Here is a 19,516-nt window from a genome sequence, read left to right on the forward strand (position 1 = left end):
TAAAGTTCTTTCGAATTACGAAAGCGGCCTCTGTGTACGGTTGCGGATCAACACCGCGACGGCATTAAAGGACAACAATAATGTCAACAACACGATGATGCCTTTGGCGGCAACCGCATGGAATTCGACCTGGGGGCGTGCAGCCCAATTGAAAATCTGTAGCGGCATCACCGAAAAATCGTCCATCAAATTCCCTGGACTCGAACCGATGTAAACGATGCCGCAAATGATCAAAATCGGTGCGGCTTCGCCAATCGCTCGACTCATTGCCAAGATCGCTCCGGTCATGATCCCCGGTATCGCCGCGGGCAAGGTCACGTTCTGGACCGTTTGCCACTGCGTCGCTCCCATGCCAAGCGAGCCTTCACGCAGCGAATTCGGCACCGCCCTCAATGACTCTTGTGACGCGATGATCACAATCGGCAACACAACCAACATCAGCGTCAAACCGCCCGACAGCACTCCACGGCCCAGCGGCAGACGAAAGTAGTACCAGGCTTTTTTGCTGATGCGGCCCGCTTCGGCATCGTCACGCAATGTCACCGCCCGCACGTTCACTTCACGTGGCAGCCGCTCTTTCGCACCGATTACGTTGACCTCGACCGTTTGGCCGGAACTCGTGATTGCCGTCAGCCCCGGTTTCAATTCCGGAGCGGGTGAGTTCGACTCGGCCGCCGGAACCAACAAGATTCGATTGCCTTCGCTAACGAATTGGTCAAAGTAGGTGGCACCAACCTCGAACACCGGTTCGTTGCGATTTCCCATGATACCAAACATGCCGGCGAACGCCGTCAACCCGATGATCCCATAGACCACCGATGGCACCCCGGCCAAGTTGCTGATGTTCAACTGGATGAAACTGTGAAACCAACGCATCGCGACCGAGCGTGGTTTGAACTCTTCTAAGAAGATTGCGGTCGCCACTCCGATCGGCAGCGTGAACAACGCACATACGCCACACACCCACATCGACCCCAATAGCGCCGGCCGAATCCCGGCGTCCGCCGGTGTCGCACTGGGGGCTGAACTGACAAAGTCCCAATCGAGTCCAGGTAGACCTTGGTAAAAGACCGCACCTAACATGACGGCCAAAATGATCACCGACAACAGTGCCGTGACTTGGCAAAACCGCACAAACCAACGATCGAGTCGGTGGCGACTTTTTAAGTTGCGATGCTTTTTGGAATCGGGTTTGTCGCTGACTTGACTCATTCGTACGCCTCACGAAATCGTTTGCGGACGACGTTGCCAAGCACCGTCAAGCTAAACGTAAGCACAAACAACACGGCCGCGACCGCGTACATCGAATAATATTCCATTCCCTCGTGGCTGGCGTCACCGAGCGCCATCTGGACCATCCATCCGGTCATCGTTTGGATCTCGTTTCGCGGATCCATCGTCATGCGAGCCGTCGCTCCCGCGGCCAATGCAACGATCATTGTTTCGCCAATCGCTCGTGCGATCGCCAACAAGAACGCGGACACCAGCCCCGATAATGCGGCAGGAACGACCACCTTGGTGGCAACGTCAAATCGCGTTCCACCTAATCCGTACGCAGCGTCACGCAGACTTCGTGGGACGGCATGCAGTGCGTCTTCGGACAGCGAGCAAACCGTGGGCAGACAGAGGATCCCCACCGCCAAACCAGCGCTGAACGCATTGAAGACGTTAAAGCCTTCGTGAAAGAATTTCAGTCCCGGCGTGATCACGGTCAATGCAAAGTAACCGTAAACCACCGTGGGAATGCCCGCCAAAATCTCGAGCGTTGGCTTCAGCGTCGACCGCACTTTGCGAGGGGCATATTCACTTAGGTAGACAGCCGTCACTAACCCCAGCGGCAATGCGACAATCATCGCCACCGCCGTGACAAGCAGCGTTCCGGCGACCAGTGGCCAGATACCGATCTCACCCGAAAACAACGGCGACCATTTTGCCGACCCTAAAAACTTGCCGACGCTGACACCGTCCATCGCAAAGAAGCGAAAGGTCTCACGAAACAACACAAAGATGATCGTGAATGTGATGGCAATCGACAACAATGCACTAAGAAACAACATCACGCGAACCAAACGATCGCGGATCCGTGCAGCGATCGGCGACCGCCGCCGTGACGGATGGTGGACGATCGACGTGATGTCATTGGTAGCGTTGATCACGCTCATGAAATTTGTTTTCCGTTCGCATCGTGCTTGGTTTCTCGTCGCGAAACTCGCACGTGAGTTTCGAACCGTCCGTCAATCAACAAACCAACGGCCCTTTCACCGATGAACACTTTAGGGAGTGGATCTTGCTAACGATCCCTTATTCCGCAGGATCTTTAGCAAGATCCACCCCCCCCACTCGATAACGATTACTCGATGTCGACGACGTTTTCGGTTGTATACAGTTCGGCCAATGGACCGCTTCGTTTTTCCAATTCTGCAGTCAAATAGTGGGTCCCGGTAATCCGTTCTTCGTAGTGAGCTCGCACCACTTCGTACATCGAATCTGGCAATGCGACATAGTCGACCATCTCGGCCAACTTGCCCGCTTCCCGCAAATAGAACTCGAGGAACTGCTTGACTTCGGGACGTTTCATCGAGTCGGTTTTGACATAGATGAAAAGGGGACGGCTGAACGGAGCGTACTCTCCATTTTCGATCGTCTCCGGTGTCGGTGCGACCGCTTTGCCAGTATTGGGATCGACAATTTTGACAGCTTTGATCTTGTCAACGTTGGCAAAGTAATACGAAGCGCCGAAGAACCCAATCGCTCCCTTTTCGCCAGCCACCCCCGTGACCAACACGTTGTCGTCTTCGCTAACCGACATGTCATCACGCGGATGTTCATGTTCATCATCCTTGGCGACCACGTCTCCAAAGAAGTAATCGAACGTGCCGGAATCGGTTCCCGGAGCATAGATTTTGATCGGCAACTCGGGCCACTCGGGATTCACATCCTTCCAAGTCTTCGCACCGCCTTCGCGTAGAAAAATCTTCTTCAATTCATCGACCGTCAACTGTTCAACAAAGTCATTTTCTTTGTTGATCACAATCGACAATCCGTCGTACGCGATAGGCAATTCGACGAACGAAACGCCTTTTTCTTTACAAACCTTGAATTCCGAATCTTTGATCGGACGCGATGCATCGGAGATATCAATCTCGCCGTTGGTGAACCGATCGAAACCGCCACCGGTTCCCGAAATGGCCACCGTCACCTTGACGTTTTTGAAGTTTTTACCAAACGCTTCGGCTGCGGCTTCACTAATCGGAGCCACAGTGCTGGAACCATCAATTTCCACAGCACCTTCGATATTGGCGAGCTCGCTTGTTGCCAAGTCGTCAAACGCAATGTCGGAAGTCGATTCGGATGGGCTGGTCGAAGCAGGCCCACAACCGACCATCGCCAAACATACCACCCCTGCCGCCAAAGTTTCGCCAAGCAGCAGGGTGCCATTACGAAACGGTTTCAACGAAATCATTTACCTTCTCCAGGATTCATTGCGAGCACACGAGTCATGAGCGACTCGAACAGCCGAGATCCTAGGGACTAAATGTTAAGATTGCGTTAAGATCGTTTGAAGGCCGCGCGATTATGAAGACAGTTTCGAAGCGGCGTTGTTGCGGGCTCGACATGCACGCCGAGTCCGCTGGGATGGCTCAGTAAAAAACAACACAAAACACGTCGTTTTTTAACGGATTCTCCCCCGCGTGAACTTCCCAGCAGCGGTATCAAGCTGGGTGCAATCAAGCTGAAAAGCGTGATCCCGACGGGGGACGCGGGAGTCATCTCTTTAGCCATGCGGCTTCGGCAATGCGTTCAGCCGCGATTCGAGCGATTTCGCTCGACCACAGTTGCCGCGTTAACTTGCCGCGTTAGATTGCCCGGGGCCGGTATTAACTTAAACCGTAACGCGTTGGCAATCAAGCGTAATCACGCGAGCTTGGCACGCCTAGCTGAGTGGCAAGCGGACCTGGAACGTGCTGCCTTCGCCCGGCTTGCTGCACAACTTCACTGACCCGCCAAACGCTTGGCAGAGATGCTTGACGATTGAAAGCCCCAACCCGGTGCCACCCAATTCGCGTGAGCGTGCTTTGTCGGCTCGATAGAACCGCTCGAACACACGTGTGTGATGCTCCGGTGCAATCCCGATGCCAGTATCTTGAACTTCGAGCAACATCTGATCTTGCTCTTGCCACCAACGCACGGTCACACGCCCCTTTTCGGGCGTATACTTGATTGCGTTGCCGATCAAATTATCCAAGATCGTCGTCAAGCCATCTTCGTCAGCGTACACAAGTATCGGAGATGGCGGTGGCTCGACCACCAATTGAATCTCCTTTCGCTGCGCCGCATCGGTGTTGTGATTAAAACAGGTGTCGACGACTTTGTTCACCGACACATCGGTGATCTCGAACGCTTCTTCGCCCGATTCGACACGTGCGATTTGCAGCATGTCAAGAATCAGCTGATGCAAACGCTCGGCCTGTTCCTCGATCCGATCAACGAATTTCAAATTGTTCTCGGGATCGCTCATCGCACCTAGACGAAGTGTTTCCGCATACGCCTTGATTGACGCGAGTGGTGTTTTCAATTCATGAGAGACATTGGCGACAAATTCTTGGCGTAGATTCTCGAGCCGTCTCAGCTCGGTGATGTTGTGCAACACCATCACGACGCCGTTGGCAGGATCGCCGGGTAAACAGGTTGCCCGCACTGCCAAATCTCGCCGAACTTGACAGATCGATTCGAATTCAGTTTGCTCGGGTCCGCCGCTTTCCAAGCACTTTTGCACCAACTCGTACAGCGGACGACTGCGAACGGCCTCGAGCAAAGGTCGGCCGACCTCGTTGGCGGTGGCAAAATTGAGCAGCGTCTTGCTGGCGTCATTGGCCAACACGATTCGCTCGTCCATGTCGATGGCGATGATGCCCTCGTCCATGCTGCTGAGCACCGTCGACATCTGCTCGTTCTTCTCACGCAATTGCCGAAATCGCCGTCCCAGTTCGGACTGCATTTGGTTGAATGCTTCGGCTAACAAGCCAACCTCGTCGTGGCTGCGAACCTGCACCGGTGCTTGATCGATCCCACTCGCAATCGCCTGGGCACGGTCGGTAAGTTGAGCAAGTGGATTGATAATCCGGCCGACGAGCGCGTAGGTCAGCGCCGTTGCGATTGCACCGAACAACAGTGCTAGCAGCCACAACGAGCGCCGAACGGTATCCACACGCTCGTTGATCGTATCCAGCTCGACCGCGACTCGCACAAAAGCCGATCTTCCCTTGGACGATTTCATTTTCAGAGCGAGATAATACATATCCAAATGAACCGTTGGACTCTCGCGGGTCGCCACCCCTTTGCCGGTTTTGCTGGCCTCCCGCAACTCAGGACGGTTCGCATGATTCAGAACCGTCTTTGGATCTCGCTCGGATTCGGCCAAGACAACGCCTTCGTCGTCCGTGATCGTCAGACGCATCTGAGTCTCGGTTGCTAATTGCACAATCAATGCTTGCAATTCTGCTTTAGCCTGGCTCACCGATTCTTCGTCGCCCTCTTTGTCAAGAACGTCAGCGACCAAGTCCGTTACGTGGCTACGCAAAACGATGGCGGTGTCAAACAACCGCTGCTCCACTTGCCGATTGATTTCTTCTCGCTGCGCCGAGGTCACGATGAACAGGAACCCCACGGCCAGCATCAAGTTCAAGCCAACCGAAATCAGGAACAGTTTCCAAAACAGACGAGATGACCGCACAGCAGGCCCCGAACAGGTTTTCGCAATACTTTACAAAGGACGCCACGGCGATACGCAACGAGATTCGATCGCTCAGCGTTTAATCTCTCAGTGTTTCATTGCTGAGCGATCATCGAGCAGATTCACCGAGCGAAATGCGGCTACCGCACCGTCCTAGAACAAAGCGGCCCACATTCCCATAACGGAATTTAGATAGCAAGGGGGAGCGGGAGTGCCGATGATGCGGTTGCCGTTTCTTCATCGAATCCACACCTCGGGACACCATTCCTTCATATTCCAAGTGATTATCAGCGGGCCAATGGTTCTCAGCGGCCCAGCGTTCTCAGTAGCCCAGCGTGTTCTCCACCGTCACGTTTGTCCGATTCACGCGTCTGAGCGGCGATGCGGATCTACCGACGATGTGATGCCTCTGCCGGAGTGAGAAACTGCAAATTCCCTTTGACGCGAGCGGGGTAAATTTGCGATGCCTTCCCATACCGATTGCTCGGTTTTTGCTGCTGCCCGGGGATGCGTTTCGCCATCCATCGAATTCAGCCTGTGTCCGATTCGATAGCGTCCTCAAGTCCTTGGAGAACAAAATGTCGCTGCTTTTGACCATCCTTCGCGCCGCACATTGTCGCAGCACGCATCACTATTTCGCTCTCGATGCGATCCCCATGCTGAAAACCCCGTCAGGGATGCTGCTGGGGAATCTTCTGCTGCAGCACTACAACGCCTACCTAACTGGTGCTAAGGATCCAGACACAAAGTTTCGCGACTTCAAAAACCACGTGCTGCATGTCGGCGACAACCATTGGGGCGGCGCCCCGAAGGCATGTGAAAAATGGCTGGCCATCGCAATCGAGCAGCTGCAAAATCAACAATACAAAGACGCCGCCTACAGCTTGGGCGTGCTCAGCCACTACTTCACCGACCCGATCATGCCGCTGCATACCGGTTCGAGCGAACGTGAGGGTGTCGTCCATCGGCCGATGGAATGGAGCGTTTGTCAGGCATACGAGGAAATCTACAGCCAAATCCGCAATGGTGAGGTTCGCGTCGACTTCCAACTCGCTCGGCATGAAGATTGGATCTCCGAGGCCGTGACCACCGCAGCGACCCAGTCGCACCATCATTACCACCGCATCATCGAAATCTATGATCTCGAGCGAGGCGTGAAGCGGCCACCCGAAGGGCTGAACGCCGAGTCTCGCGATATCTTGGTCACCATGTTCGGCATTGCGATCACCGGTTGGGCTCGGATTCTCGAACGTGTCGCCCAGTCGTGTCAAACTCCGCTACCCAAAGCATCCTTGAATCTGGCGACGGTCATCTCGGCCATCCAAATCCCGTCGCGATGGGTCGTACGAAAGGTAGCCTCGGTGCAAGAGCAGCAAGCCGTTCAAGCGGTGTTCGCTGAATTCGAACGCACCGGGACGGTCAAAGCCAACTTGCCCGAAGAAGTGCGTTCCGTCCGCGCCGAACGCCCGATGGTGAACAACACGATCGGCTCGACCAACGCGATCGACTCGGCCAATGTGATTGTCCCAGCACGCGAGGTCACGCCGATCCGCGAAACGCCTCCCGCGGCGGAACCCGTAAGCGTCACAGTGGACGCCCCCGCTTCGTACGCTCAAGACTTGGTCGATGCTCCGTCGATCGGTCCCAAAACCGCCAAACGTTTCGCCGCCATCGGCATCACGACCATCGGGCAATTTTTAGCAAGCGATGCCGCGCAGATGGCGGTCCAGTTGGACACACGATGGATCACCGCAGAACTGATCGAAGATTGGCAGGCACAAGCCACACTGGTGACGCATATCCCATCGCTGTGTGGTTACAAGTCACAACTGCTGGTCGCGGTGGGCTGTCGAACGCCCGCCCAACTGGCCGACCGTGCCGCTGATGAGCTATGTGATGAAATCACCAATTATTGTCAAACCAAAGCTGGCCAACGCATCTTGCGAAGCAGCACGCCTCCGGAGCAAGCCGATGTTTCCCGCTGGATCGACGACGCTGGCGTGTACCGAGAAAGCCGAGCCGCCTAGGTTATAACCAGCGCTCGACGTGCGACGAACATCTCGATGGTTTGCTGAGCGCATAAGCCCTCCGCCGAAGCCGTCAACGGCTTGTTGATTTAATGAGCCGTGACGCGTCAGCGGCCGGGTCCCACGCGATACCCGTTGCCTTACAGCCCACAGCTCACAGCCCACAGCTCCACCGTTGCGATTCGCAGCTGGACTAAATCAACAGCCCGTCAGCGGCTTGTTGATTTATTGAAGCTTCCAGCGGCAAGAGGTGTATGATGGACTTCCTAGTCCGTCAATGGTGTACTGGACGGACTAAGAAGTCCGTCGTACGACTAATCAACAGCTCGTCAGCTGCTTGCTGTTTTAATGAGCCGTGACGCGTCAGCGGCCGGGTCCCACGCGATACCCGTTGCCTTACAGCCCGCGGCTCCACCGTTGCGATTCGCAGCTGGACTAAATCAACAGCCCGTCAACGGCTTGCTTTTTAGTGAAGTTTCCAGCGGCAAGAGGTGTATGATGGACTTCCTAGTCCGTCAACGGTGTACTCGACGGACTAGGAAGTCCATCGTACGACTAATCAACAAACCGCTAATCAACAGCCCGTCAAGACTTTCGTTCCATGGCGTCAGCGTTCCCCGAAACTCTTGGCGAGTTTCGCTACGGCGGCTCGACTCGGTGATGCTGGACTCGCTGCACCCTCCAAACACCATTGTGAACGGGGCAATGCGCACAATGGCTGAAAAGTGCAGCGAGCTCAGAATCAGCGAGCCAAAAAATCAAATTTGCCGCGACTGCCATTATACCGCAGCGTCTTTTTTCCTATGACCGAAGCATACATCGGAAATTCGGGAAACCGCAGGCCACCAAACTTATTAAATCGCCTATCCCACCGCAGTTAACGTCGCGACATTCTCGAAGTACCCATCACCTGATTTACAAAGTCCGAAAAACGATGGAATTGACTTCTTTTTCTTGACATAGCCCAACTGCACAAAATAGGCAAACTGCGAGCCAAAGGCAAAGTGCAATGATGGCCTAGTGTTCAGTGACGACAATCCGCTATGAAACCCGAACAATCATAACGAACCGCCCTATCGGGATAGAACGCTAGCCAAAGTCGGATGAATTGCTAGCACGATTAAATTCACACGGATGATTTGACGCATGAACACCCAACTCTCTCGATCGATCTGGAAAAACCTCGCCCTCGCTGGCGTGACCTGTTGTACTAGCGTGATGGGAGTCGGATGTGCCTCGACCAAGACTTCCAATACGGCGCGGACGGGAACGGAACAGATCTTGATCTCCGCCGCGATTGATCGTGCCTTCTCGAACGTGCAATTCAACGAATTAGCGGGCTACAAAGTCTTCATCGACGACAAGTACCTCGATTCTGTCGACAAGAGCTACCTGATGGCCACGCTTCGTCACAAAGTCTTTGAATCAGGCGGTCATTTGGTGACAGCGATCGACAAAGCGGACGTCGTGCTCGAACCACGCAGCGGGGGTGTCGGAACCGATACGCAAGAAAGCTACGTCGGAATTCCCGCGCTTGGCATGCCTGGTTTGCCGATCGAACTTCCTGAAATCAAGATCGCCTCGCGGAATACTCAAATGGGTACCGCCAAAATCGGGCTGGTTTGCTATGACGCGAAGACGGGAATCGCATTGGGATCTGGCGGTGAATCGACGGCGCTGACCCACAACAATGACACTTACGTGCTGGGCGTCGGACCGTTCCGCAGCGGTTCGGTGATTGACCAACGCCAAAAGGCGATTGGTTACAACGGCGTCGGCGGCAGCATCATCGGTGGCAAGAAAGTCGCCAAGGCAACGCCGATTCAAATCATGGACCGCAAAGACGCGGTGATGGGTTCTCCGTCGACTCCCGTCGAACAAATTGCCGAAACGCCTACCGCTCCCGAATACTTCAATCGCTAGTTTGGCAATCGTGATCGCGGCCGCCGTCCCCTCGACGCGGCATGTCAAATCCCAAGTGGTTTGCTAAGATGCGTCTCTAAAACCATGCACCCTTTTGGGCTTCATGGTTGGATGTCCATTCGACGTCTTGCATCATCAAACAACGCACATCACTGGGATAAACATCATGTCAAATTTAGCAGGCAAAGTCGTTGCGATTACAGGCGGCGGAACGGGAATTGGTGCGGGGATCGCCCGAGAATTGGCCGCCGCGGGTTGCCAAGTGGTCGTCGGCGGACGGCGTACCGAGCCGTTGGAAACATTGGCCAAATCGATCGCCAGCGAACATCCCGTTCGCACGCACGCGATCGACGTCGCCGATCCCAACAGCATCAGCGAGTTCTTTGCGTTTGTCCGCAGCCAAGTGGGCGACGTCGACATCCTGGTCAACAGCGCCGGAATCAATATCCAAAATCGCACCATGGCGGCGATGATTCCCGAAGACTGGGACCGCGTGATGCAGATCAATGCCTCCGGTGCGTATCGATGCATCTTGGAAGTATTGCCTAAGATGCGTGAACGTCGTGATGGCGTTGTCATCAACATCTCGTCGATCGCCGGTAAACGCGCGATCTCGCTCGGCGGCGTCGTTTACTGTGCCAGCAAGTTTGCGATGACCGCCCTTGGCACTGCGATCTCCAATGAAGTGCGGAACGAAGGCGTCCGAGTCACGAACGTCTATCCCGGCGAAGTCAACACGCCGATTTTGGACAACCGACCAGTGGCAGTCACGCAAGAGCACAAAGACGCAATCTTGCAACCCGAAGACATCGCGGCATTGGTTGGCACCATTTGTCAATTGCCACCGCGTGCTCATGTTCCAGAGATCGTGATCAAACCCACCATTCAAGAATGGGTTTAGTAAACGTATTGCAGTCCAAAGTGGATGCCGTGCACGTAAAACGTCTTGTAGTCCATCTTGGAACTCGGCCGCAGTGGATCAGAAACGGGATCGGCCAAGTTCGATGCCAATTGGTCATCGATCAACCCTGAGACTTGCAGTGCGTCGGTCATCGCGATGATGTGATACCCCACCGTCACGTCGAACCGTGGAAAGTAACGCCATCCCAGCGACAGGTCGATTTCGGGCACCCATGCGAACGTATCGTCCGATCGTTCGCCTGCGTTGGTGCTGCGAACCAACAGCCCGTTGGGATCAGTGAACGTGGGCCCGTTGCTGGTTTGGGTTTGGCCTGCCAACGTGGCTTCGCGTCGCAGATTACCCGCTGCGACTTTGAACAAACTGTTGAACGACCAACAACCTTCGCGGTAACGAGTGGCAATCCCGATTTGACCGCCGTGAAAGTCGTTTCGAGCGTCAAAGGAATCACGGATGGCAATCACCGAACCAAGGGGTGCGGGGTTATCTTCGCCGGCCGTCGACGTGCTCGAGGTGATCAGATCTTCGCTCATGTGCATGTATTGATACCCATACAGCACATCGACCGTTCCACCATAGCGTGAATAGGCGTGTTGCCGAATCGAAAGGTCGGCTCCGTACACGCTGCTCGAGGCATGTGCGTTTGCAAATCCCGAATTGGTGAACCCTGGGGTCGCAACCACTTGCGTGTCTTGGCTGGCCGTTTGGCCCGTGGTGACATTCAAGAACGGACGCGTGATGACCGGAGTCGTCGACTGGTCGGCACTAAAGTTGTATGTCTCGTCGCCTGCTGCCCAGCCGCGAAACACCATGCTTCGCGAACGACATTCGTCAAGCCAAGTGCCGATGGTCAATCGACCGCCTGCGGTCAGCTCGTTGTGAAACTCGCCGCCTCCTGCCAAGATTCGCGTCGATGCCAAACCAAGCTGGCCGGGGTTGGTCGCGGTTTCCGGACCGGTCGTGAACAGCGGTGGCAGATAATCGCCACTGCGGAACATCAACAGCAATTCAAAGTTGGCAAACCAACGATCACGGCGGAACACCAAATTGGCGTTGGCCCAGCTTCCAGGGCCGCAGTGGTTGCACCCGATCGAGTCGCATCCATAGCCGTCACAGCCGTACGCATCACAGCTCTCGACTCCACAACCGACGTCCCCGTAACCCCCTTCGTGATAGACACCGCCTTCGGAGGGCCACGTTTCGATCGGCGCCGGCCAAGCGTCGTTTTCAACGATGATCGATTGATTGCCGCCGTCATGGGGCGTGGGGTCCATCAACACGACATCGCTGTGGCTGACCTGCTGCAGTTTCGCGCGGCGTGATAGCAATTGAGGTGCGGTCGCTGGCGATCCATCGACCGACTGATCGTCACCCGCGTCCACGACGTTGCCATGAACGTCTTCGACCGGGACGGGAATGAGTCGCGAATTCGACTGGGACGTGGACTTGGTCACCGTGGGCGGTTCGTAAACGCCGCGATCCGGCTTTTTCGTACGTACTTGAGCCTGCAACCCTGGCGTTCCTAGCAAGACGCTAGCAATCGACGCTACACCGAAGGTCATTCGGAGAGCGGAACAGCGGAACGTACGCGGCAATTTCATTGCTTATCTTCCGACACATTGAACGAATCATCATCAGTCCGCTGAGTGCACAGCGACCCTAGTGACTGTTTCGACAATTCCGATCGTGCCGGTTGAGCAATTCTGGAAAGCTTTGACGGTTATTCCGGTTGTACCCCGCAGCGCAAGTTTCCAGCCTGCCATGTGGGATAGGCTTCCAGCCTGTCGTGTGGAATAGGCTTCCAGCCTGTCATCGGTCACCCGCTCCCCCTGGCGATCCCATTCCGCGGGCCGGGAGGCCTTGGGGAATACTCGCGCCGGGCCCCGGCCGCTTACGCGGTCACGGCTCATGATTGCACACCGAGGCCGAAAGTCTTGGCGACTTTCGCTACGGGTGCGGGCGTGGGGCACACTTATTCTGGGAAACGGCCTTGCTGGATCGGCGGGAAATCGCCTGTCAATCCTTCGACCATGAATGCGACCAAGTCGGCCTTTTCCTGTTCCGTCAACTTCAGCGGCTTCACTTTGTCGCTGAGCCATGGATTGGGATGTCCGCCTCGGTCGTACCACTCGACCACTTCCTCAAGCGTTTTCTGGCTGCCGTCGTGCATGTACGGAGGCGACGCGGCGACGTTTCGCATCGTCGGTGTCTTGAATGCACCTCGGTCCTTCTCGTCCTTGCTGACTTCAAATCGGCCAAGGTCCGGCTTCTCGGCTGCCATTCCAACCCCGAGATTGTGGTACTGTTCGTCGGTAAAGTTGCCACCGGCATGACATGCCGTGCAATTGGCTTTGCCAAAGGTCAACTTCATACCACGTTTTGCCGACTCGCTCATCGGGTGCTCCGCCGCCGCCTTCTTCAGCGCGTCATACTGCTTCTTCAGCTCCGGTTCTTCGTCGAGATACTCGAGATCATCCGCGAACGTCTCTTCGAATCGGACCAACGGAGCGTAGTAATCGTAGGGGGCAGGACCAGTGACGATAGCGCGTTCGAAACTTGCCAACGCCTTGCCGACGTTGTCGATGTTCAATCCATCTTCGAAAATTGCATCGAACTGTAACTTGTAGCCCGGGATACCGGACAGGCAATCGATACAGCCCGAGTGGGTATTGCCCATCTCGATCGGGTTAGCGATGGGGCCGACCGCTTGCTCTTCGAGCGTCGCGGCGCGTCCGTCCCAGAACTGGGCCTTGCTGACAATTCGGTTGTACGAGACGGGTGAGTTACGCCCCCCCTCTTGTTGGCGAACGCCAACACCAAATTGTGTGTTTGCCGCATAACCTTGGTCGGGATCATGGCATGACGCACACGACACGGTGCTGTCAGATGACAGACGAGGATCGAAATACAATTGCCGCCCCAGCTCGATCTTAGCTCGCGTCATCGGATTGTCTTCGGGGATGAACACGTTCGCACTAGCGGCATCGAGTCCCAGCGGCAGTTTGACTTTCAACTCCTCATGATTCTCAGGCTTGGCGAGCCAAAGTTTCAGCTCTGCCACCGTCAAATCGCCTTCACCGGGAATCCCCGTCAACAGATTCCCCTCACCCAACGTGACCTCGTTCGATGGAGGTGCCGCCGAGGTGCTTTCTTCGGCCTTGACGTTCACATGCAGCAAACCAAGACTTAGCACACAAAGGCTAGACGACACGAGGGAGAGCCGGGACACCCGGGCAAACGCAGAACGGAATTTTCGTTGGTAGATAGCAGGTCGCATCAGCGGCATCTCTCGACTATTCACAGGGGGGTAGATTGGTAGGTTGTCTTAGTATAACTACCTTTTCCCGGCACTTCACCATGGTGTATCACGACAATACATCCGTGCATTTTCGGAATCCCCAAGATTGATTCAATCGCGGGGGCGGTGAACAAAACGAACAAGAAAAAACAAAGCTTCCGCGAAACTCAGACCCGTTTTGTTGTCCTGGACGCCCCCGAAACGTGGCGGGTCGGGTACAATTGCGACGGAACGCAAAACGCAACGCCGCCGCCCGGATGAATTGTTCCGTCAAGACTCGTCCGCGGAAACCAACTTGAACGCTTGTGACTCATCTCCCCGACCCTAATCACGTGCACCGAACCGCGTCTGAAATGTCATCGCCACCGCTCTCTCCCCCAACCATCAATGCTGCGGATTTGCTTACCAAAATCAACCACGTGCGGACTTCGCTGCAAGAGGTGATTCTAGGAAAAGCGGATGTCATCGACTCGGTTTTGATCGCAATGCTGGCCGAAGGCTCGGTGTTGCTCGAAGACGTCCCGGGCGTCGGCAAGACGACGCTGGCTAAATCGATGGCGCGTTTGATTGACCTCGAGTTTCAACGCATCCAATGCACCCCCGACCTGTTGCCCGCCGACATCATCGGCAGCAGTGTTTTCCGCCCCTCTTCGGGAACGTTCGAATTTCGCGCCGGACCGGTGTTTAGCAACCTATTGATCGCGGATGAAATCAACCGCGCCTCACCGCGGACGCAAAGCGCGTTGCTGGAAGCGATGGCCGAGTCCCAGGTCACGGTCGATGGCAAACGCTACGTGCTAAAGCGACCCTTCATTGTCATTGCAACTCAAAACCCGTCCGGATTCGAAGGCACGTTCCCGCTGCCCGAATCGCAACTGGACCGGTTCTTGATGCGATTGTCGATGGATTATCCTGACACCGACAGCGAGATTGACTTGCTGCTCGATCAAGCATCATCGGACCCCGCTGCCGCGTTGACGCCTGTCATGACTGGCGACGAATTGACTGCACTACAATCGTTTGTACGCAAAGTCAAAGTCGATCGCAAAGCCGTGGCCTATATCGTCGAGATCGCCGCCGCGACGCGAACCGACACACGGCTGCGAGTCGGCGTCAGCCCACGTGGATCAAAGATGTTGATGCGGGCCGCTCAAGCGAAAGCCGTTTTGCTGGGCCGTGATTACGTGTTACCCGACGATGTCCAAAGCTTGGCACCAAGCATCCTTTCGCACCGCGTGTCACCTCGTAACGCCATCGCCACTTCCGAAGAAACCACGCTGATCATCGTTGATCTGCTAAAGTCCATCGAAGTGCCTGTGTAATATCACGGTTCGTCCCCGTTCTCTTCCCTTCAATCAAACTTCTGCGATGCCGGATCTCTCGATGCAATCCCATCGGGCGGACTCACGACCGTGGTGGCAACGTAGCTTGCACATCGTGGCTACCGTGTTGGTGTTTCCACTACGAACGGCAATCGCGATACGCCGCTCCGCGACCCCCGCATCGATTTCGATGTTGCTGGTCGGCATCATCTCGCTGAACATCCTGTGGGGCTATCCCTGGGTTGGCATGTTTGCCGCGTGTGCCGCCACGCTTGGAATCAGCCTGCTGGTCAACCAATTAATGCAGCCTCGTTTGCAAGCCGATTTTTCGCTGCCGCGTTGTGTCGAAGCGGGCCAGACATTCAACCTGCGAATCCATCTCAAGAACCTACGCCATGTGCCGGCGTTACAGTTGACCGCGGGAGTCGACGCTTCGCGTCGCAAAGACTTGTTCCGGCATTTTCGCCGGCGGCGATCAAACCAACGAAACGACTTATCGCAGGCGTATCAAGTGCTGTCGGATGCCGAATCGATTGGCATGATCTCGCCGCGTGAAACCGTATCGTCCGACGTCACGATTCGCTTTGCTCATCGAGGCGTGCATCGGTTGCCGGACGTTTGCGTGAAATCGTCGTTTCCATTCTGCTTGTTTGAATTCACCAAACGAATTCCCAGCCGCACGACACTTCCGATCACGCCTCGTTTGCTGAGCCAAGCCGACGACGCGGGCTCCAGCGGCAAGTTGTCGGACATGTCGGGTTGGATTCGCAAGATTGCGGCCACGGAAGCTTACGATTATTCCGGCAGCCGCGAATATGAAACCGGCATGTCGGTACGACGTTGGGACTTTGCATCGTGGGCACGGCTTGGCAAGCCGATCGTCCAAGAATTCCAAACCCCCGGCGTTCGGATGGCGTTCATTCTGGTCGACACCGCCGTCGAACCGCGTCTCGCCTCAAGCCAAACCGCTTCCGCCAAAGCGACTGGCGAGCGAGATACTGAATCCGCGGATGCCACCGCGCAGCGAGACGAAACGATCGAGCAGGTGTTATCAATGGCCGCCACCTGTTTGACCGAACTTTGGCAACGGAACGTCGGCGTCCAGTTGATGATCACCGGCGAATCGCAAGATTCTGCGGACGAGACGCCTGCGGTTGATAAATCCGCCAACGATTTGGAAACGACGCTGATCCGATTGGCGATGGCGCATCGTACCAGCACCCAACAAGCCGACGAGGATCTCGCGGCCTTTGTCGAATCGATGCCCCAGTCGCCGTCGATGCTGATCACATCGCGAGATGAATTCCCAGCAAGCATCCGCAACGCCGCTTGCAAATTCATGCGTGTGCAATAGTCGACAGCGGGCTATTGTTTACGCGGACTTTTCTTTGCGGCACGCCAAGATCGCGGAGCGATCAGCGACAATCGTTACTCGACTGCATGTCCTGCGTACAGCGGCATGTGTCGGTAGTAGACTTCTAAACAGAACAGCGACAAACAGGTCGAATACAAGCGGCCATGATCGCCCCAGCGGTCGCCTTGCGGATCCCAGCTGCCTCGTTCGCGCCCGCGAGTCGTCTGGTGCGCGGGCAACTCCACTCGCATTTTCTCATTCCAACGCTGCCATGGCTCGCCGCCAAAGTGGTGCAACATCTGAGTCGCGTAGTACCAGTAATAACAGTCGCGATTGCTGTAGTCGAACGGCGCAACTTCCCACAACGCATCGATGCCTTGCACCATCGGAGCATGATTTCGCGGCCAACCGAGGTATTGCCGGCACAGCAAACCTTCGGCGGTCATCGGCGGGCTGGGGCGGTTGCGGGGTTGGTAGCAGTACTGGGCGCCACCACTGGCTTGCGCTAGATCCAAGTAGCCTTCGACGTTGTACAACACGCTGCGGTTGACTTCCAACCCTGCCGATGAACCACTTTCGAGCGCCATCACGAACCATCCCGTGACCGACGTGTCCGAATCTGACTTGGGATAATATCGCCATCCTCCCTGGGCCCCTTGAGCGTCCTGAGCGTATTCGATGGCGATTTGAGCCTTGTCACGGAGCCACGAATCCTTGGTCATGCCATAGAGTTCACACAGCACGATCGTCGCTTGCGCCTGAGCATAAGCCTGTTCGTGGCCACGCGCGTCTTTGGCCATAAACCCGCTGCGTGACTGCTGTTTGACCAAATACTTGACCCCCTTGTCCACCTGCTCGGCGTACTTGCCCTTAGTGTGGGTATTGCCATCGCCAAGGAACGCCAACAGCGCCATCGCCGTCGCGGCCGTTCGGTTTTCGACCACGCCGCCATCGGAATATGGACCTCGCTTACTCCATCCGCCGTCGTTGTTCTGATTGCGGCTGAGCCATTCCAAGCCCATTTCAACGGCCTGCTGCGTCTCTTTCGTGCCGCCATAAAGTGCTAACAGCGTCGACTTCATCGCTCCAGAGCGTCCGTTGAACATTGGACGCGTGATTTCAATCTCGGGGCCAAGCCCGATGTCCGCCATCACAACTTCCGAATCGACCGAGTCCGAGGCGTCTTCGAAGATCGAGGGGATATCGACCATCACCTCTTGATCGGTCTCGATATCGGATGCATCGACCAGCAAATCACTGGGGTCGACAACAAATTCGGTAAAGTTGACTTCTTCTTTCGTTTCGCTTTGACCGATTTCCAGCAGCACGCGACTGATCGCATCGCCCGCCGGAGTCGTGATCAGCGCCAACGCCAATAACAACACCAAGTGGATGACGGTACTGATCAACCAAGGCGGAGCACCTCGGACGATTTTTTCTTCGGTGGACGGTTCGCTGGTTTCAGCGTCGGGCGGTGCGTTATCGGCGGCGGTGTTATTTTCAGCAGCCCCGTCTGACTTGCCTTTGCGGCGGATAAAATTGGGCAGCTCATCACGCCAGCGAAGCGATTTGGCTGACCCGATCCCGCTAGCGACCACCGGGGCTGGCTGAGCCACCTCGTCCGCAGGAAATGGGTCTTCACTGCGAAGGGGTGTGGATCGCAGCGGAGGCAACGTCGCACGCGGAGGCGGTGGCGGCGGGATAGGAGGACTCGCCGGCGGCGGGGGAACGGCCCCAGCATCATGAGGATTTCCCCCCAGAGGTGCGGGAACCACATCAGGGTGGATCAAATCGGACTGGGAATCCGCTTGCGACATCAAAAACCGAGCAGCGAGAGAAACATTTGCATGATGAACAGGCTTCTACATAGAATAGAGTGTGAGTGAAAAAAATGCGAACGAGGGAACCGAGAAACGGCGCCGAAATGCCTCGGGACGCAGAAATCATCGTTATAAGTGACGTGACTGCGAACGATTTTTCCGAATGGAAGGATCTTTTGAGGTCGCGAATGAGGGCAAGTTAAGAAATGTTAAAAATGGGATGTGCAGCCTGTTGACACTTTGCCGAGGATTCCCATATAGTCTGCACATCGATGGGAGACGCAAGTCACTCACTCGAAAACTTCACCGCGGGATGGAGCAGCCCGGTAGCTCGCGAGGCTCATAACCTCGAGGTCGTCGGTTCGAATCCGGCTCCCGCAACTTAAGTGGGATAGGCATCTTGCCTGTCATCCACCAACAACTTGAAAAGCCGACGTGTACTCCACGTCGGCTTTTTTCGTTTTATCCCGTTATCTCGCAACCACTTACGCCAACGATCGCCGCGGCGGTTTCTCTGTCGTCTCAGACACCTGAGAACACACTGGCCGGCGACCGCGGCCCGATTTGGGTCTCTGGTCCAGAATTCTTACGTTCTCCGTTTCTTAGCCGGTTTGGGTTAGGAGCCGTCGGCACCTCCCTTTCGATCCAGTTGAGAACATCGTTTGATTCTGTAAATCGCGATGTTTCCGCTCGCCAAGTTCGTAGCGACCCACCGAAACGGAGCCCAAACATCTTCAGACGGGTCATGTGATTTGGAGACACCGAGAATCGCTGGGAGAAGCGAACCTCATCGCGATTTCACGGCCGCCCAGGCGACACGAAGTGATTGAAGCGGGCATCGACCCCAGTATCGGATTGTTCGTTGCTCGCCGCCAAGTCGCAGATCGAAAGATCGCCGAGGCCAAGCATGAAAATGCGAGAGGGTGCCGAATCATTCTCTGCGGCGGCAAACGCAATTCGTTTTCCGTCCGGCGAAAACGATGGGTAACCCTCAATGCGATCGGTATCAGTAAGCCGCGTTGCCGTGGATTCCGCGATGTCGTAAAGGTAGAGAACGCCGTCAGCAGATGAGAAGACGAGAGTCTCACCGTCAGGCGATAAGTCAATGCACACGTTGTT

General features: G+C 55.6%; 13 protein-coding genes and 1 tRNA gene. 6 read left to right on the top strand and 8 right to left on the bottom strand.

Annotated features, from left to right (window positions below):
• Positions 1 to 15 precede the first annotated feature (15 nt).
• The 4 genes from ABEA92_RS03535 to ABEA92_RS03550 all read right to left on the bottom strand — a co-directional run bounded on the left by ABEA92_RS03535 (position 16) and on the right by ABEA92_RS03550 (position 5,734).
• Positions 16 to 1,212: a PstA family ABC transporter permease gene (locus ABEA92_RS03535; RefSeq protein ID WP_345682406.1), complete on the bottom strand. Its 1,197-nt coding sequence runs from the start codon at positions 1,210 to 1,212 to the stop codon at positions 16 to 18.
• Positions 1,209 to 2,162 (bottom strand): phosphate ABC transporter permease subunit PstC, encoded by a 954-nt coding sequence (gene pstC, locus ABEA92_RS03540; RefSeq protein WP_345682407.1) that lies wholly within the window; start codon positions 2,160 to 2,162, stop codon positions 1,209 to 1,211. Before pstC ends, ABEA92_RS03535 begins: the two co-directional genes overlap by 4 nt.
• Positions 2,163 to 2,350: 188 nt before the next feature.
• Entirely contained in the window at positions 2,351 to 3,463 is a 1,113-nt protein-coding gene (locus ABEA92_RS03545; RefSeq protein WP_345682408.1) for a PstS family phosphate ABC transporter substrate-binding protein, read from the bottom strand.
• A 471-nt stretch (positions 3,464 to 3,934) separates the two neighbouring features.
• A complete protein-coding gene (locus ABEA92_RS03550) occupies positions 3,935 to 5,734 on the bottom strand; it encodes an ATP-binding protein (protein WP_345682409.1) in 1,800 nt (599 codons plus the stop codon).
• A gap of 578 nt (positions 5,735 to 6,312) precedes the next feature.
• Here ABEA92_RS03550 and ABEA92_RS03555 point away from each other — a divergent pair.
• The 3 genes from ABEA92_RS03555 to ABEA92_RS03565 all read left to right on the top strand — a co-directional run bounded on the left by ABEA92_RS03555 (position 6,313) and on the right by ABEA92_RS03565 (position 10,585).
• Entirely contained in the window at positions 6,313 to 7,761 is a 1,449-nt protein-coding gene (locus ABEA92_RS03555; protein WP_345682410.1) for a DUF4332 domain-containing protein, read from the top strand.
• Between the two features lie 1,146 nt (positions 7,762 to 8,907).
• The gene (locus tag ABEA92_RS03560) at positions 8,908 to 9,684 is read left to right on the top strand and encodes a DUF6655 family protein (RefSeq protein WP_345682411.1); all 777 of its coding nucleotides are present in this window, start codon (positions 8,908 to 8,910) and stop codon (positions 9,682 to 9,684) included.
• Positions 9,685 to 9,850: 166 nt separating this feature from the next.
• Positions 9,851 to 10,585, top strand: a complete 735-nt coding sequence (locus ABEA92_RS03565; protein WP_345682412.1) for an SDR family oxidoreductase — start codon at positions 9,851 to 9,853, stop codon at positions 10,583 to 10,585.
• Here ABEA92_RS03565 and ABEA92_RS03570 read toward each other — a convergent pair.
• On the bottom strand, positions 10,582 to 12,165 hold the full coding sequence (locus tag ABEA92_RS03570) for a BBP7 family outer membrane beta-barrel protein (protein WP_345682413.1): 1,584 nt from the start codon (positions 12,163 to 12,165) through the stop codon (positions 10,582 to 10,584). The genes ABEA92_RS03565 and ABEA92_RS03570 overlap by 4 nt on opposite strands.
• A gap of 410 nt (positions 12,166 to 12,575) precedes the next feature.
• Complete coding sequence (locus tag ABEA92_RS03575; protein ID WP_345682541.1) at positions 12,576 to 13,781, bottom strand: cytochrome-c peroxidase; 1,206 nt, start codon at positions 13,779 to 13,781, stop codon at positions 12,576 to 12,578.
• A 473-nt stretch (positions 13,782 to 14,254) separates the two neighbouring features.
• Here ABEA92_RS03575 and ABEA92_RS03580 point away from each other — a divergent pair, with 473 nt between their 5' ends.
• Both ABEA92_RS03580 and ABEA92_RS03585 read left to right on the top strand, forming a co-directional pair.
• Positions 14,255 to 15,223, top strand: a complete 969-nt coding sequence (locus tag ABEA92_RS03580; protein ID WP_345682414.1) for an AAA family ATPase — start codon at positions 14,255 to 14,257, stop codon at positions 15,221 to 15,223.
• A 115-nt stretch (positions 15,224 to 15,338) separates the two neighbouring features.
• Complete coding sequence (locus ABEA92_RS03585) at positions 15,339 to 16,577, top strand: DUF58 domain-containing protein (protein WP_345682415.1); 1,239 nt, start codon at positions 15,339 to 15,341, stop codon at positions 16,575 to 16,577.
• Between the two features lie 74 nt (positions 16,578 to 16,651).
• On the opposite strand, the gene ABEA92_RS03590 is transcribed toward ABEA92_RS03585, so the two are convergent.
• Complete coding sequence (locus tag ABEA92_RS03590) at positions 16,652 to 18,394, bottom strand: prenyltransferase/squalene oxidase repeat-containing protein (protein WP_345682416.1); 1,743 nt, start codon at positions 18,392 to 18,394, stop codon at positions 16,652 to 16,654.
• Between the two features lie 310 nt (positions 18,395 to 18,704).
• Here ABEA92_RS03590 and ABEA92_RS03595 point away from each other — a divergent pair.
• Positions 18,705 to 18,778, top strand: a tRNA-Met gene (locus ABEA92_RS03595).
• A 417-nt stretch (positions 18,779 to 19,195) separates the two neighbouring features.
• Here the strand turns inward: ABEA92_RS03595 and ABEA92_RS03600 are convergent.
• Complete coding sequence (locus tag ABEA92_RS03600; protein ID WP_345682417.1) at positions 19,196 to 19,510, bottom strand: TolB family protein; 315 nt, start codon at positions 19,508 to 19,510, stop codon at positions 19,196 to 19,198.
• Between the last annotated feature and the right edge of the window lie 6 nt (positions 19,511 to 19,516).

Source organism: Novipirellula caenicola, assembly GCF_039545035.1.
Classification (GTDB): domain Bacteria; phylum Planctomycetota; class Planctomycetia; order Pirellulales; family Pirellulaceae; genus Novipirellula; species Novipirellula caenicola.